Below are 14,488 nucleotides of genomic sequence, written 5' to 3' on the forward strand. Positions count from 1 at the left end.
AGCGGCGTGCCGATCTGCTCGACGATGCCGTCATGCATCACCACGATCTTGTCGGCCATGGTCATGGCCTCGATCTGGTCGTGGGTGACGTAGACCGTGGTGGTCTTCAGCCGCTGGTGCAGTTCCTTGATCTCGGTGCGCATCGCAACCCGCAGCTTGGCGTCGAGGTTGGAGAGCGGCTCGTCGAACAAAAACACCTGCGGATCGCGGACAATGGCGCGGCCCATGGCGACGCGCTGGCGCTGGCCGCCTGACAATTGCCGGGGATAGCGGTCCAGCAGCGGCGTCAAAGCGAGGATTTCGGCGGCGCGCTTGACGCCTCTGTCGATTTCTTCCTTGCTGGCGCCGCGCAGTTTCAACGAAAATCCCATATTGTCGGCGACCGTCATATGCGGATAGAGCGCATAATTCTGGAACACCATGGCGATGTCGCGCTCTTTGGGCTGGACGTTGTTGACCACGCGGTCGCCGATCGAAATCGTCCCGGAGGTGATGTTTTCCAGTCCCGCCAGCATCCGCAGCAAGGTCGACTTGCCGCAGCCGGACGGGCCCACCAGCACGACGAACGCGCCGTCCTCGATCGGGACGCTCACGCCATGCAGGACCTCAAACCCCCCGAACGATTTCCGCACGTCGTGAATCTGCACTGACGCCATACAATTCGCCTCCCAAGCGCTCGCGACCATCCGGCTAAAAGCCATGGCCCTTTTTTATTTGACCGGGTCATATCAGACTTTTTGGAAAATGTCGTTGGATCAAAGTCGTAGGGGGTTACCTCCGCCGCCGTTGCGAAGGCGGCGGTGATGCAAACATCGGCCGCCTCCACGAACATTACGCACAAAAACAAGGCATGTGCGCTGCGGGAGAAACAATCAACAAGCCGATAACCCGGTATCCCCCGCGCTCAGGCCAGCAGCTCTCCTCTGAGGACCGTTACGGCGCTGCCGCTGATGAGAACGCGATCGCCATCCAGCCGCACATTGACGAAACCACCTCGGGGCGAGGCTTGAAACGCTACAAAGCGAGTCTTGCCCGGGAGCTTGTCGCGCCAGTAAGGACCGAGCGCGCAATGCGCCGTACCGGTCACCATGTCTTCGGCAACGCCAACTCTCGGACCAAAAAACCGCAGCACGTAGTCGTAGCCGTCCTGCTCAGGGCGAGCGGCACGCGCAGTGACCACAAATCCTCGGGTTTCGATTTCGGCGAGAGTCGCAAGATTTGGCTTCAGCGCGCGGAGCGCTTCCTCGCTGCCGACCTCAACGACGTAATCAAGGCGGTTGCGTCCCACCCAGACCAGGTCGGTGCCGAGCCCGGCAGTGAGCGCAGGGGGAATCTCATTGAGCGGCGCGGCAATTTCCAGCGGAAAGTTCATCTCGATTGAGCCGTCAGGTTGGCGTACGGCCGTCAGTTTTCCACTTTGCGTGTGAAACAGCGCCGGAGCGCCCTCGGCGATTTGCCCGGTTTCAAAGAGAACATGGGCAGTCGCAAGCGTCGCATGGCCGCATAGGGCTACCTCATTGCCCCCAGCGGTAAACCAGCGCAGATCGTAGCCATCCCGATCCGTGCGCGGCTGGGCAAAAGCTGTATTGGGGCAGGCCATCTCGCGCGAGACGCGCGCCATCCATGTCTCATCCGGCGCGGTTGAACTGATGCAGACCGCGGCCGGCGCGCCAGCATAAGGGGTTGTCGTGAAGACATCGACCTTAACGACCGGTTGCGATGGGGAACTCATGGCCGACCTCCGTTTCGGGACCCAGTTGTTCCGTTGCGAACCGGGCGGCGGCATGGCAAACATCTTCCGCCAATACAATCAAAAATAAGGCGCGTGCGCTGCGGGAGAAACAATGAACAAGCCGATAACCGGGCTCACCCGGCGCAAACTCCGTTCCAGCGAGTGGTTCAACAATCCCCATAATCCGGGAATGACCGCGCTCTATCTGGAACGCTACCTGAATTACGGGCTGACCCGTCACGAATTGCAGTCCGGCAAACCGATCATCGGCATCGCGCAGACCGGCAACGACCTGTCGCCATGCAACCGCCACCACATCGAGCTCGCGCACCGGGTGCGTGAAGGCATCCGCGAGGCCGGCGGCATCGCGATGGAATTCCCCACCCATCCCATTCAGGAAACCGGCAAGCGCCCCACCGCGGCGCTGGACCGCAACCTCGCCTATCTCGGCCTGGTCGAAATCCTGTTCGGCTATCCGCTGGATGGCGTGGTGCTGACCACCGGCTGCGACAAGACCACCCCCGCCTGCATGATGGCGGCGGCGACGGTCAACATTCCCGCGATCGTGCTGTCGGGCGGGCCGATGCTGAATGGCTGGTTCAACGGCGAACGCACCGGCTCGGGCACCGTGGTCTGGAAATCGCGCGAGGAAATGGCCGCCGGCAAGATCGACTATGATGAATTCATGGACATCGTCGCATCCTCGGCGCCGTCGGTCGGCCACTGCAACACCATGGGCACGGCTTCGACCATGAACTCGCTGGCCGAGGCGCTCGGCTTTTCGCTGCCCGGGTGTGCTGCGATCCCCGCGCCCTATCGCGAGCGCGGCCAGATCGCCTACGAGACCGGAAAACGCGCCGTCGAGATGGTGTGGGAGGATCTGAAACCGTCCGACTTCCTCACCCGCAAGGCGTTCGAGAACTGCATCGTGGTCAATTCGGCGATCGGCGGTTCCACCAACGCGCCGATCCACATCAACGCGCTGGCGCGGCATATCGGCGTCGAGCTTTCCATCGAGGACTGGCAGAAGGTCGGCCACGACGTTCCGCTGCTGGTCAACATGCAGCCCGCCGGCTTCTATCTCGGCGAGGAGTACCACCGCGCCGGCGGCGTTCCGTCCGTGGTGCGCGAATTGATGAAGCACCATCGCATCCATGAGGACGCGCTGACCGTCAACGGCAAGACCATGGGCGACAATTGCCGCGGAGCGCACGTCCCCGACGATGACGTGATCCACAACTACGACAAGCCTTTGGTGAAGGACGCCGGGTTCATTGTGCTGCGCGGCAACCTGTTCGACTCGGCGATCATGAAGACCAGCGTGATCTCCAAGGAATTCCGCGATCGCTACCTTTCCAACCCAAAGGACCCTGAAGCCTTCGAGGGCCGCGCCATCGTGTTTGAGGGGCCGGAGGATTACCACCATCGCATCGACGATGAATCGCTCAACATCGACGAACACTGCATGCTGTTCGTGCGCGGCGTCGGGCCGATCGGCTATCCCGGCGGCGCGGAGGTGGTCAACATGCAGCCGCCCGCCGCGCTGATAAAAAAAGGCATCACCGCGTTGCCGTGTATCGGCGACGGCCGTCAATCCGGCACCTCGGGATCGCCGTCGATCCTCAACGCTTCGCCCGAAGCCGCCGCGAACGGCGGTCTCGCTGTGCTCAAAACCGGCGACCGCGTCCGCGTCGACCTTACAAAGGGCGAAGCCAACATTCTGATCTCCGCCGAGGAGCTGAAGCAGCGCTTCGCCGACCTGAAAGCGATGGGCGGGTTTCCGTATCCGAAGAACCAGACGCCGTGGCAGGAGCTGTACCGCGGCAACGTCGGCCAGCAATCCACTGGCGCCTGCCTCGAATTCGCAACCCGCTACCGCGACATCGCCGGCACCGTCGGCGTGGCGCGGGATAATCACTAGGCAACTTCGTCATTGCCGGGCTTGACCCGGCAATCCATCCTCTTCGAAGACTCTTGCGAAGATTGATGGATACGCGGGTCAAGCCCGCGTATGACGCATCGAACAATAAACGGAGGAAATAGATGTCCAACCGCCTGAAAGGCAAACGCGCATTCGTGACTGCGGGCGCGGTGGGGATCGGCCGCGCCTGCGCCACAGCCTTTGCGCGCGAGGGCGCGGAAGTGTTCGCCACCGACATCGACGAGGAAAAACTGGCGCTGCTGAAAAAGGACGGCATCTCCGATGTCGCAAAGCTCGACGTGCGCGACAGCACCGCGGTCGAGGCCATGGCCAAGCGCGTCGGCAAGGTCGACATCCTGCTCAATGCCGCCGGCTTCGTGCATCACGGCACCGTGCTGGAATGCTCCGATGCCGACTGGGATTTTTCCTTCGACCTCAACGTCAAATCGATGCACCGGACCATCCGCGCGTTCCTGCCGGGCATGCTGGAGGCCGGCCGCGGCTCGATCGTCAACATCTCCTCCGCCGCCGGCGTCTTCAAGGCCGCACCCAACCGCTACGTCTACGGCGCGACCAAGGCCGCGGTCGCGGCGCTGACCCGGGCGGTCGCCGCCGATTTCATCACCAAGGGCATCCGTTGCAACGCCATCTGCCCCGGCACCATCGAGACACCGTCGATGCTGGACCGCGCGGCCGCCACAGGGCCTGGCGGGCGCGAAATGTTCGTCAGCCGGCAGCCGATGGGACGGCTCGGGACCGCGGACGAGATCGGATCGCTCGCAGTGTACCTCGCGAGCGACGAGAGCGCATTCACCACGGGCGTCGCCCACATCATCGACGGCGGCTGGACGCTGTGATTGAGGCACGTGCCCCGGACGCAGCGCAGCGCGCAGCCCTTGCGAAGCGGTGCGCTGCAGAGCCATAAGCGCGTTTACGCGCGTCTTCGACGCGCTATGGCCCAGCTTGCCTAACCGGGGTCCCGGTTCTGCGGAGCGGCATCAGGAATGCCGCACCGCGTCCGGGACAGGAGAATTGAATGCAACAATAAGGACTTCACCATGAACAAAATCGACCTCAACAACCGCTGCGCCGTCGTCACCGGCGGTGCTCAAGGGTTTGGGCGCGCCATCACCGAGCGTTTCGTGGCGTCCGGAGCCAAAGTCGCGATCTGGGATCATGACCAGCCATTTGCGGAGAAGACCGCGAAAGAAATCGGCGCCGGCGTGACGGCGTTCAAGGTCGACGTCTCCGATCTCGCCGCTGTCGAAAAAGCCCGCGACGCCACCCTTGCCACCCTCGGCAAGATCGACATCCTGGTCAACAACGCCGGTATCGCCGGCATCAACAAGACGGTGTGGGAAACCGACCTCGACGAATGGCGCAAGGTGCTGCGCATCAACCTCGACGGCCCCTTCATCTGCTGCAAGGCGATCGTGCCGTCGATGGTGAAACAGAATTACGGCCGCATCGTCAACATCGCCTCGATCGCCGGCAAGGAGGGTAACCCCAACGCCGCGCACTACTCGGCCTCCAAGGCCGGACTGATCGCATTGACGAAATCGCTGGGCAAGGAGCTCGCCGGCCACGAGATCGCCGTCAATGCGGTCACGCCGGCTGCGGCAAAAACCGCGATCTTCGACCAGATGACGCAAGAGCATATCAATTTCATGCTCTCCAAGATTCCGAAGGGCCGCTTCGTGCTGGTGGAAGAGCTGGCGGCGATGGTAGCGTGGCTGGCATCGGAGGATTGCGCCTTCTCCACCGGCGCGGTGTTCGACATTTCCGGCGGCCGCGCAACGTACTGATCCGGTTCGAAAGCCTGAAGAACCGGGGATTCCCGAGGCTTGAAGCGGTGCAACGACGAACAGCATGACGAACAGCAGCCGGTCAGCGCCGTCAGAAGCGGATCACTCCAGCGTTCCCGCAAAACAGCGATGCGATCATTCGTATGGCGGCCGGCCCGATTTCATCGTTGAATACAGTCACACAGCGCGTTGGCCGGGTCAATTCGTGCTAACCTTGCCGCGGTGCACCTACCCGCCAATTGAACTGAACGGACAATCGATTGCCTGACATCAGCATCTACGACGTATCGGTTTGGGTATTGCCGCTGGTCATCGCCATCACCTTTCACGAGGCCGCCCACGGTTTCGTCGCGCACCGCCTCGGCGACAACACGGCCCTTGAACTCGGCCGCGTCAGTTTCAATCCGCTCAAGCACATCGACCCGTTCGGCACCCTTATATTGCCGGCTGTGCTGTTGCTGTCGCACTCGCCGTTTCTGTTCGGCTATGCCAAGCCGGTGCCGGTGAATTTTCGCGCCCTGCGCCATCCGCGGCTCGACATGGTCTGGGTGGCCCTCGCCGGGCCGGCGACGAACATCCTGCTGGCTGCACTGGCGGCATCGGCATTTCATCTCTTGAACCTGGTGCCCGACGGCGCCGCGCGGTGGGTTGCCGACAATCTCAAAAATGCGCTGGTCATCAATGTCGTCCTGGCGGTTTTCAACATGCTGCCGATCCCGCCGCTGGACGGCGGGCGGGTCGCGGTCGGATTGCTGCCGAACGTGCTGGCGGTCCCGCTTTCCCGGCTGGAGCCGTACGGAATGCTGATCCTGATTGGAATTCTGATCGTTCTTCCGCTCGCCGGTACGCAGTTCGGTCTAAATCTTGATGTTATTTCAGCGACACTTCGCACGTCGACCGGCTATGTCCTGAGGCTGTTGCTACTGCTGACCGGCAACACGTGAGTCCCATCATCTCCATGCCGCCCGAAAGAATTTGAGGCCGTTTTGATCAAAGCACCGGATAAAATGATCGCACGCCGCGCCGACACCAAGGCGCGCGCGGATTTTGCGACCTGGAAAATGATGGCCAAGCTGAATGGCGCCTCGGCGCTTCCTGCCGAAGCCCAGCGATTCCTGGGCAGATACAACACGTTTCTCACCGAGATGACGGAATCCGAAGCGACCGACGCCACCATCAACCTTGTTTACAAAAGCTATTATGCGGAAATGGGCGGCGTCGGCACGCCGCCGGATGTTCGAGCCGGCCCGAACGATCCCGTGACCGACAACGTCACGGCCTTCAAACGGCCGCCCGCTTCGTGGCCAAAGCCGGCAAGCGCCGCTGCGCAAGCAAGGCCCCGGCTCCCGGTCGCGCTGATCTTCGCTTGCCTTGCCGCCGTCTATGTCGGATTTCGATATTTTTGGCGGTGACGCGAATGATCCGGGAAGGCGGTTGTCTGTGTGGAGCGGTTCGGTTCAAGGCCGAAGGTGAGCCGGTCAACGTCCGCATCTGCCATTGCCGCTTGTGCCAGAAGGCGATGGGCTCGCCGTTCTTTGCGCGCGCGCTGTTCGATCAGAAAATGCTGACGGTTGAAGGCGACACCGCCCGCTATGCCTCGTCGGAAGCTCTCGACCGGGTTTTTTGCAAAATCTGCGGCACCCGGCTGTTTGGCTGGCGAAAAAACGGAACGGTCGCGGGCGTCGCGCTTGCTGTTTTCGACGACCGCAACGCATTCGTGCCAACCGAGCATATCTGGGTCGCGGAAAAGATCGATTGGGTCAGGCTCGAGGATGGGCTGCCGCAATATCCGGGAACGGTCCCCTCTTAAAGCGTGACGCCTCCCAACCTTCAGTTCGGGCAATTTGCCGCAATGACTGTACCGGCTGCCTGATGTTGGGCATGATGGCTGCCGGGACAAACATTCATCAGATCATTGGAGAGAACATGAAACGATCGATCGCAGCTTTGGTACTGACCACGAGTCTTGTGGTCGCCGGCAGCGCGCTGGCGCAAGGCAAGCTCGACAAGGTGGTAAAAGTCGGAAGCCTCGGCGACCAGTCCAGCCTTTATGCGGATATCGGCGGGCCGGGCTCGGCCGTTACCGCCCAGATGGCGATCGAGGATTCCGGATTGCTGGCCAAGGGCTGGAAGATCGACCTGATCACGGCCGATCACCAGAACAAGCCCGACATCGGCACCAACATCGCCAAGCAATGGATCGACGTCGAGAAGGTCGATGTCGTGGTCGATCTTGCCAGCTCCGGCGTCGGGCTGGCAGTCGCCAACGTCGCGAAGGAGAAAAACATTGTCAATCTGAATTCCGGCTCGGCATCGTCCGATCTCACCGGCCTGCAGTGTTCGCCGAACACCGTGCACTGGGTTTACGACACCTACATGCTGGCGAACGGCACCGGCAAGGCGCTGGTCAAATCGGGCGGCGACAGCTGGTTCTTCCTGACCGCGGATTACGCGTTCGGCATGGCGCTGGAGCGCGACACCGCGGCGGTGGTCAAGGCCAATGGCGGACAGGTGCTCGGCGGCGTTAAGCATCCGCTCAATAACTCCGACTTCTCCTCGTTTCTGCTGCAGGCGCAAAGCTCGAAGGCGAAGATCGTCGGCCTCGCCAATGCCGGCGGCGATACCACCAACGCGATCAAGCAGGCCGCGGAGTTCGGCATCGTTGCTGGCGGGCAGAAGCTTGCCGGAATGCTGATGTTCATCACCGACGTGCACGCGCTCGGGCTGAACGTCTCGCAGGGCCTGAATTTTACGGAAACGTTCTACTGGGACATGAACGACAAGACCCGGGCCTTCACCAGGCGCTTCAATGAGAAGTACAAGAAGAGCCCGCCGACCATGGTCCACGCCGGCGTGTATTCCTCGCTGATCCATTACTTCAAGGCGCTCGAAGCGCTCGGCGGCAATCCGCATGACGGCGCAGCGGTGGTCGCCAAGATGAAGGAAATGCCGACCGACGATCCGTTGTTCGGCGCAGGCTCTATCCGCGCCGACGGCCGCAAGATTCACCCCGCCTATCTGTTTGAGGTAAAGAAGCCCGCGGAATCGAAATACCCGTGGGATTACTACAAGCTGGTCGCTACCATCCCGGCCGACGAAGCGTTCATCCCGCTGGAGAAGAGTGTCTGCCCGATGGTCAAGAAGAGCTGAGGCTCGTCCGGCTGTCGTTGAAATCCGTCATGGCCGACGCAAATATGCGTCGGCCATTGCGTTCGAATCGGGCCTCGTTGCCACGGAGCAACATGATGGATCAATCGCCGCGGATTGAAGCCGTCTCGGTAGCACAACCCGCCACATTGCGGTTGCGATGGCGGGGAAGACGCGCCGGCGACAGCGTCGATCTTACCGGCTGGATAGCTACCAGCGGACCGACGCTTGCTCCTCTGCGCGAGGCCCCGGTCTTTGCCAAGGCATCGGTCGGAATTACGGGGCCGCGGTGGTGTGGGAGGATGGCGACCTGGCTATTGATGCTGCGCATCTGAAGTTGCTGGCCGATGAAGAAAAAACCTCCGTCCACGACGGATGAACCGGTTAGGCTGCGCCGCTCAACTCTTTCCCTTGACCCTGAAGATCACCGGCAGGGTGAAATTCAGGCCTTCGTCGGCGACCAGCGGCGGGGGCTGCGGCACCGGGTCGGAGCGTTTGACCATGGCCAGCGCTGCCTCGTCGAACGCGGTATCGCCCGATCCTTTGACGATGCTGGTCGAGAGCACGCGGCCGGTGCGATCGAGCACGAAGGCGATCAGGATCTCGGCGGTCTTTTGCTGGCGCTGCGCGGGGTAACGCTTGTGCTTGTCGAGATGGGCGATCAATTCCTTGGTCCAGGTCGCGCGCATGCGCCGCGCGCTTTCGCCGGTGCCTGAGGCGGGCGCGACCGAGCGCGGGCCCTCGGGAATGGCTTCGGAGCTTGGCGTTGCCGTGGCTTCGGCCGCGACCGATTCCTGTGAGGCCTGGGTCTGCACCGCGGCGACCTCCTGCTCTTCCTTCTCCGGCTCCTTGATGTCGTTGGTGGTGACGACGCGGTCCGGTTCTTCGGTCTCGGTCGGCACCGCCTTGGGCAGATCGGTATCCGTGACCACCGCCTGCTGCTCGGCGAGCGCCGGGGAAGCGACGGAAGCGTCGGTATCCGGACCCGGCGGCAGATCGGTCGCCTCCTGCCGCGGCGCCATCATCTCCAGCCCGATCTCGATTGCCGGCGCGCCGAGCGAGTCGTCGGGATCGTCGGTCTGCAAATGCGCGATCGCAAGCGCGGCGCAGCCGACATGGAGCGCGAGCGCGGCAACGCCTGCGAAAATCCAGAGCCGCCGGGACGGCCTTTGTTCGGTGTCGAGGTCAGGCATCTAGGTCGGCGCCATTCAAGGCTTTGGATTTTCGGCAGCCGGAGGCGGTTGCGGCGCGCCGTCGGGTAGGCCTTCGAGCGCCACCAGCTTGATCTTGGAATACCCCCCCGCGCGCAGGATTTCCAGCACGTCCATCATCTCGCCGTAAGGAACCGCGCGGTCGGCGCGGAGAAAGATAAAGCGGTCCTTGCTGGCGTCGGCCGCGGCGTCCAGGGTGCGGACCAGATCGACCCGCTTGACCATGGTCTCGCCGATCGCAACCGCGAGATCGGATTTGATCGAGACGTAGGTCGGCTTGTCCGGTTTCTTCTGCGGGGTTGCGGTCGACGACGGCAGATCGACGGGCAGGTCGACGGTGGACAGCGGCGCCGCCACCATGAAGATGATCAGCAGCACCAGCATGACGTCGATGAACGGCGTCACGTTGATCTCGTGCGCCTCGGCGAACTCCTCGTCGTCGTCAAAACCGCCTTCTGCGATCGATGCACCCATTGGCTACTCCGCCGCCCGCGAATGCGTGCCGGAACTGACATGGGTACGGTCGAGATCGCGCGACAACAGCCGCCCGGCGGCGCCGGAGGCCCGGCTCACCAGTTCGAGATAGGTTTTGGTCACCCGCGCAAAGTGATTGTAGATGATGACGGCCGGGATCGCCGCGACCAGGCCGATCGCGGTGGCCAGCAGCGCCTCGGCGATGCCCGGCGCCACCACCGCGAGGTTGGTGGTCTGCGCCTTCGAAATCCCGATAAAGCTGTTCATGATGCCCCAAACCGTGCCGAACAGCCCGACGAAGGGCGAGGTCGCGCCGATGGTGGCGAGCAATCCCATCCCCAAGCGAATCCGCCGCGCCTCGGCGCGCATGATCTCGGCAAAACTCGACGCCGCGCGTTCCTTGATGCCGGTGTCGGACGAAATTCCCGCCGACAGCCGCGCCTCGCGCATTGCGGCAGCAAGAAACGATGACAGCACGCCCCGCTTGGCGCCGAGCGCGAATTGCGCCTCGGCCAGCGAACGGGAGTCGCTGATCTTGCCGAGCGCGGTCCTGAGCTTGCGCCGCGCCACCGCAAGCTCGATCATTTTGGCGATGAAGATCGTCCAGGTCAGCAGCGATGCGAAGGCAAGACCGATCATCACCGCCTTGACCAGGATGTCCGCCGACAGGAACATCGACCACGGCGACAATTCGCGCAGCGCTGCCGCCTCGGCTTTCAGCGGTCTGCTGCCGCTGTTGGTGAGAGATGCTGCGGATTCGCTCGCCGAAGGTGCCGGCGCCGGCTGAGCGACCGCGGGAGCTGGCTCCTGCGCCGCCGGCGCGGCGGGCGCCTGAATGGCGGGTTGGGTGACCGCGGGCATTTGCGCTGCCGGCGCGGGCGCCGTCCGCTGCGCAACCGATGGCGGCGCGAGCGACAGCATTGCAAGCGCGAGAATCACACCACAGGTCGCTCGAAAAACTGACACATTCATGCTTCGGCCCAGGTGCGGGATAGGTTATGATAGATACCGGTCAATTTGACCGTTTCAGGGTCATCTCGCCCAGGCCGCTCTACAACCGGCTCTTCGATGTCGACATCGAAGAGAACGCTGCGGGCGTGAGCATTCGATACCATGCTCTGCACCCTGAAAAAAGCCGCAACACGTAACCCTCGCGTGAACACCTGCAAACCGGAACCTGGACCAGGTATGAGATGACGCGCCGGCGATTTGGTTCCTTAAGACCTAAATACCCCGCAACCCGGTCGGCACCAACTGCATTGCTCCGCGGCCTTTCTAGAACTCCTAAAATCTGGCGATCGCCGAAAGCCGCACGGGTCAGCGGCTGGCCGGGCACCATGCTGTTGTCGCCGCCCGGCCGCCGCCCGATAGCTCTTGTCGAGTTCGTGGAAATCGTAATGATCCTCGCTAGAAATTGGCTGTTGCGGACAGGCGAAACACGCGCGGCGACCCGGGGGTGATATTGTTGTTGCCGTCCGCGGTCGCAATGTAGCGGCGATCGAAGACGTTCTCGATGTTCAATTGTGCGCGCCACATCGCGTTGAAGCGATAATAGACGGCCGCGTCGACGCGGGTGAACTCCGGCAAGATGACCGTATCATCCGATGAAGCGAAGAAATTGGTGTAATGAATGACGCCGACGCCGGCTCCCCAGGCCGGGTTGAACTGATATCTGTTCCACAGCGCGAAGGTGTTGAAAGGCACCAGCCCGACACGGTTGCCCGCGACGATCGTCGGCGAGGTGCTGCCGACGATCCGCGCATCGGTATAGGCATAGCCGCCCGTGATCTGCCAGGCATCCGTGACATACCCGGTCAGCGACGCCTCGAAGCCGCGCGTTCTTGTTGCGCCGCTCAGGATAAAGAAGCCGGCGTTGTTGGGGTCCGGAAGGCGCTGATTGGTGCGGTTCAGCTCGTACACGGCGGCGGCAAATTGAAGCCGGGGGAAGATGTCATATTTCAGTCCGACTTCCTTGTTCGCAAACTTTTCCGGCTCGGCAAGGACCAGGCCCGGAGAAAGCGCGCTGAACTGGTCGCCGGCGCTCGGCAGGTAGGAGACGCTGTAGCTGGTGTAGACGGCGAGATTTTCCATCGGTTTCAGCACCACGCCGGCGCGCGGGGAAACCAAATTGTCATCGCGGCCGAGGCTGATGCCGGTTCGGCGGTCGCGCGACTCCAGCCCAAAATGATCGAAGCGGACGCCGCCGATCAACTGCAGGTACCGGGTAATTTCTATCTGGTCCTGCACATAGACGGCGCCCAGATCGAGTTTGTAAGTGTTGTTGGCGCCGGTCGCGATGTTGCGGAAGCTCACCGGCACCAAGGACACCGGATTTCGCGGGTCGACCGTGATGGTGTTTGTCAAATTGTTGAAGAATCCGTCTTGCCGGAAATTCAAGCCATTCTGCCGTCCGACCTCGCCGCCGAACACGACGGTATGACGAATCGGGCCGGTGCCGAACCTGTAGGTAAGATCGGTCTGGTTGAACAGATTCTGCCGGTCGGTTTCGTTGTTGTACGCGGTCAGGTTGCTCGAAGTGCCCGCGACATTGACGGCGCCTGCATCGGCGCCGCCGCCGGGAAAGATGTTCTGGTAGAACTTGTCGTATCTGGCAAACTGGGACGCGTTCCTGATCGTCAGTCCGTTCTCGAAATCGTGCTCGACCACGGCATTTGCTATGTCGACGTCGGCAAGCGCGTAGTTGAGATCCGGATTGCCGAAGAACGTCGACGGCGACGTATTGTAAGGCATACGGGGGGAAACCCCGCCCGGCAGAATCTGCGAAGGAATGCCGCGGTCGGTGACCCGGCGGTCGTGCAGGTGCTCGTAGCTCAGTTTGACCACCGTGGTGTCGTTCGGTGCGAAGGTCGCGGTGGGATTGATTGCCCAGCGTTCCAGATTGACGAAATCCCGGTAGCTTTGGGTGTTCTCGTACATGGCGTTGAGCCGGAATGCCCAGTTCTCGTTGACCGCCTGACCGACGTCCGTCGTGACGCGGCCGCCGGGATAGGAGTTGCGGCCGACCGTTACCTCGCGAATGGTGGTGCCGTCGGCTTCCTTGAGCACGCGATTCACCACGCCGCCGCCACCGCCCCGACCGAAGATCAGCGCGTTCGGCCCCTTCAGGACTTCAAGGCGCTGCAGATTATAGAAGTCGCGGAAATACTGAACGTCGTCGCGAATCCCGTTGGTGTAGAAGTCGGCGTTGCTGCGTTGACCGCGGATGACCAGGTCGTCGCGGTTCGATTCGCCTTGATGGTAGATCACGCCGGGGACGTAGCGGACGGCCTCGCCGATCGACGTGAAGGCCTGGTCCTTGATGAATTCCTTGGTCAGCACCGAAACCGACGCCGGTATGTTGAGCAGCGCGGTGTTGGTCTTGGTTGCGCTCGACGTGCTCCCGGTGACGTAGCCGGTCTGTCCTGTCCGGGCGTCCTGCGGATTGACGCTGGGTTGCCGCGGCGCCTGCACCTGCTGCTGCACGGCAGGTCGCGTGGTCCGCGCCGCCCTCCGCGCACTGACTGGACGATGCTGCCGGGCGCGGCGCACACGCGGAGCGTCCGGAGCACCTACATACACCGGCGGCAGCGATGAGACTCGGGGCTTGGCGTCTTGCGCGGCCGTCGGCGTCACGCCGAGCGCTGCTGCGACTCCGAAGGCGACGATGCTTGTGGAGACGGATAGCGTCGCCCGCGAACACGCCGCCAAAACCTTGCCGGAATAGCCGGCGGCAACCGGCCGCGACGACCTCGTTATTTTTGCTGTGCTCATGACGCGCCCCTGAATTCAATTCGCTCACACCGTCACTTAGTGGTGACGCCCCAGGGTTTGGTATCGAGCGCGAAATTTCGGGTCAACGCGAATTGGTCCAATAACGGCGCGGGTTTGTTTGAATCTCTCCAGATCAAAACGGTTCTAATATTGATTCTAGAGCATGCGCCTCGTGGCGCAAATGATTGTGCTTTGACGTGATTTTATGGACACAGATTGAAACCATTCTAAGCCATTTCAGGACAATTTCGTGCGCGCAGAATCAATCGCCGCTCAACGGCTTCACGGGAGACGAGCATTCGTCATTGCCGGCCGTGACCGGCAATCCATCCTCGTTGACCTCGTCATTCCGGGATGCGCCCGCTTGGGCGCAGACCTGGGAAATCCAGCACCATGCACTGTTCTGAATTCCGGATTCGTCCGCGCA

13 protein-coding genes and 1 pseudogene are annotated in these 14,488 nt (G+C 62.1%); 7 read left to right on the plus strand and 7 right to left on the minus strand.

The annotated features are described in order from the left end of the window. Positions 1–656: ABC transporter ATP-binding protein (locus VGP39_RS05925; protein ID WP_327567172.1), on the minus strand; the 656-nt coding region annotated here is incomplete at its 3' end. Between the two features lie 248 nt (positions 657–904). Next, positions 905–1,795, minus strand: coding sequence for a PhzF family phenazine biosynthesis protein (locus tag VGP39_RS05930; protein ID WP_327567173.1), 891 nt, complete (start codon positions 1,793–1,795; stop codon positions 905–907). Between the two features lie 49 nt (positions 1,796–1,844). Between VGP39_RS05930 and VGP39_RS05935 the strand changes: the two genes are divergently transcribed. The 7 genes from VGP39_RS05935 (at position 1,845) to VGP39_RS05965 (ending at position 8,608) form a co-directional block, all read left to right on the plus strand. Further along, complete coding sequence (locus VGP39_RS05935) at positions 1,845–3,653, plus strand: IlvD/Edd family dehydratase (protein ID WP_327567174.1); 1,809 nt, start codon at positions 1,845–1,847, stop codon at positions 3,651–3,653. A gap of 122 nt (positions 3,654–3,775) precedes the next feature. Next, positions 3,776–4,510, plus strand: coding sequence for an SDR family oxidoreductase (locus VGP39_RS05940; protein ID WP_327567175.1), 735 nt, complete (start codon positions 3,776–3,778; stop codon positions 4,508–4,510). A 201-nt stretch (positions 4,511–4,711) separates the two neighbouring features. Then, positions 4,712–5,458 carry an SDR family NAD(P)-dependent oxidoreductase gene (locus VGP39_RS05945; RefSeq protein ID WP_327567176.1) on the plus strand — a complete coding sequence of 249 codons (747 nt, stop codon included), beginning with the start codon at positions 4,712–4,714 and terminating at the stop codon, positions 5,456–5,458. Between the two features lie 260 nt (positions 5,459–5,718). After that, the gene (locus tag VGP39_RS05950) at positions 5,719–6,402 is read left to right on the plus strand and encodes a site-2 protease family protein (RefSeq protein ID WP_327567177.1); all 684 of its coding nucleotides are present in this window, start codon (positions 5,719–5,721) and stop codon (positions 6,400–6,402) included. A gap of 63 nt (positions 6,403–6,465) precedes the next feature. Next, positions 6,466–6,870: a hypothetical protein gene (locus tag VGP39_RS05955; protein WP_327567178.1), complete on the plus strand. Its 405-nt coding sequence runs from the start codon at positions 6,466–6,468 to the stop codon at positions 6,868–6,870. Positions 6,871–6,875: 5 nt separating this feature from the next. Next, positions 6,876–7,268, plus strand: coding sequence for a GFA family protein (locus VGP39_RS05960; protein ID WP_327567179.1), 393 nt, complete (start codon positions 6,876–6,878; stop codon positions 7,266–7,268). A gap of 116 nt (positions 7,269–7,384) precedes the next feature. Further along, positions 7,385–8,608 (plus strand): ABC transporter substrate-binding protein, encoded by a 1,224-nt coding sequence (locus VGP39_RS05965; RefSeq protein WP_327567180.1) that lies wholly within the window; start codon positions 7,385–7,387, stop codon positions 8,606–8,608. 395 nt (positions 8,609–9,003) lie between these two features. Here the strand turns inward: VGP39_RS05965 and VGP39_RS05970 are convergent, their stop codons facing one another. The 5 genes and pseudogenes from VGP39_RS05970 to VGP39_RS05990 form a co-directional block, all read right to left on the minus strand. Then, positions 9,004–9,798 (minus strand): energy transducer TonB, encoded by a 795-nt coding sequence (locus VGP39_RS05970; RefSeq protein WP_327567181.1) that lies wholly within the window; start codon positions 9,796–9,798, stop codon positions 9,004–9,006. Between the two features lie 15 nt (positions 9,799–9,813). Continuing rightward, positions 9,814–10,290 (minus strand): TonB system transport protein ExbD, encoded by a 477-nt coding sequence (exbD, locus tag VGP39_RS05975; RefSeq protein WP_327567182.1) that lies wholly within the window; start codon positions 10,288–10,290, stop codon positions 9,814–9,816. A gap of 3 nt (positions 10,291–10,293) precedes the next feature. After that, positions 10,294–11,262 carry a tonB-system energizer ExbB gene (gene exbB / locus VGP39_RS05980; protein WP_327567183.1) on the minus strand — a complete coding sequence of 323 codons (969 nt, stop codon included), beginning with the start codon at positions 11,260–11,262 and terminating at the stop codon, positions 10,294–10,296. Beyond that, a pseudogene (locus VGP39_RS05985) lies at positions 11,259–11,447 on the minus strand (PKHD-type hydroxylase); the annotation flags it as partial. The pseudogene VGP39_RS05985 and the gene exbB, both read right to left, overlap by 4 nt. A 250-nt stretch (positions 11,448–11,697) precedes the next feature. Next, positions 11,698–14,061 carry a TonB-dependent siderophore receptor gene (locus VGP39_RS05990; RefSeq protein ID WP_327567184.1) on the minus strand — a complete coding sequence of 788 codons (2,364 nt, stop codon included), beginning with the start codon at positions 14,059–14,061 and terminating at the stop codon, positions 11,698–11,700. Positions 14,062–14,488: the final 427 nt, after the last annotated feature.

The sequence above is a fragment of the Bradyrhizobium sp. genome, from assembly GCF_036009065.1.
Taxonomy (GTDB): domain Bacteria; phylum Pseudomonadota; class Alphaproteobacteria; order Rhizobiales; family Xanthobacteraceae; genus Bradyrhizobium.

Bases quoted from the DNA above. Each gene is read 5' to 3' on its own strand.
- VGP39_RS05990 (WP_327567184.1), bottom strand. From the start codon at position 14,061: ATGAGCACAGCAAAAATAACGAGGTCGTCGCGGCCGGTTGCCGCCGGC.
- VGP39_RS05940 (WP_327567175.1), top strand. From the start codon at position 3,776: ATGTCCAACCGCCTGAAAGGCAAACGCGCATTCGTGACTGCGGGCGCG.
- VGP39_RS05970 (WP_327567181.1), bottom strand. From the start codon at position 9,798: ATGCCTGACCTCGACACCGAACAAAGGCCGTCCCGGCGGCTCTGGATT.
- exbB (WP_327567183.1), bottom strand. From the start codon at position 11,262: ATGAATGTGTCAGTTTTTCGAGCGACCTGTGGTGTGATTCTCGCGCTT.
- VGP39_RS05930 (WP_327567173.1), bottom strand. From the start codon at position 1,795: ATGTTTGCCATGCCGCCGCCCGGTTCGCAACGGAACAACTGGGTCCCG.
- VGP39_RS05945 (WP_327567176.1), top strand. From the start codon at position 4,712: ATGAACAAAATCGACCTCAACAACCGCTGCGCCGTCGTCACCGGCGGT.
- VGP39_RS05960 (WP_327567179.1), top strand. From the start codon at position 6,876: ATGATCCGGGAAGGCGGTTGTCTGTGTGGAGCGGTTCGGTTCAAGGCC.
- VGP39_RS05955 (WP_327567178.1), top strand. From the start codon at position 6,466: ATGATCGCACGCCGCGCCGACACCAAGGCGCGCGCGGATTTTGCGACC.
- exbD (WP_327567182.1), bottom strand. From the start codon at position 10,290: ATGGGTGCATCGATCGCAGAAGGCGGTTTTGACGACGACGAGGAGTTC.
- VGP39_RS05935 (WP_327567174.1), top strand. From the start codon at position 1,845: ATGAACAAGCCGATAACCGGGCTCACCCGGCGCAAACTCCGTTCCAGC.
- VGP39_RS05965 (WP_327567180.1), top strand. From the start codon at position 7,385: ATGAAACGATCGATCGCAGCTTTGGTACTGACCACGAGTCTTGTGGTC.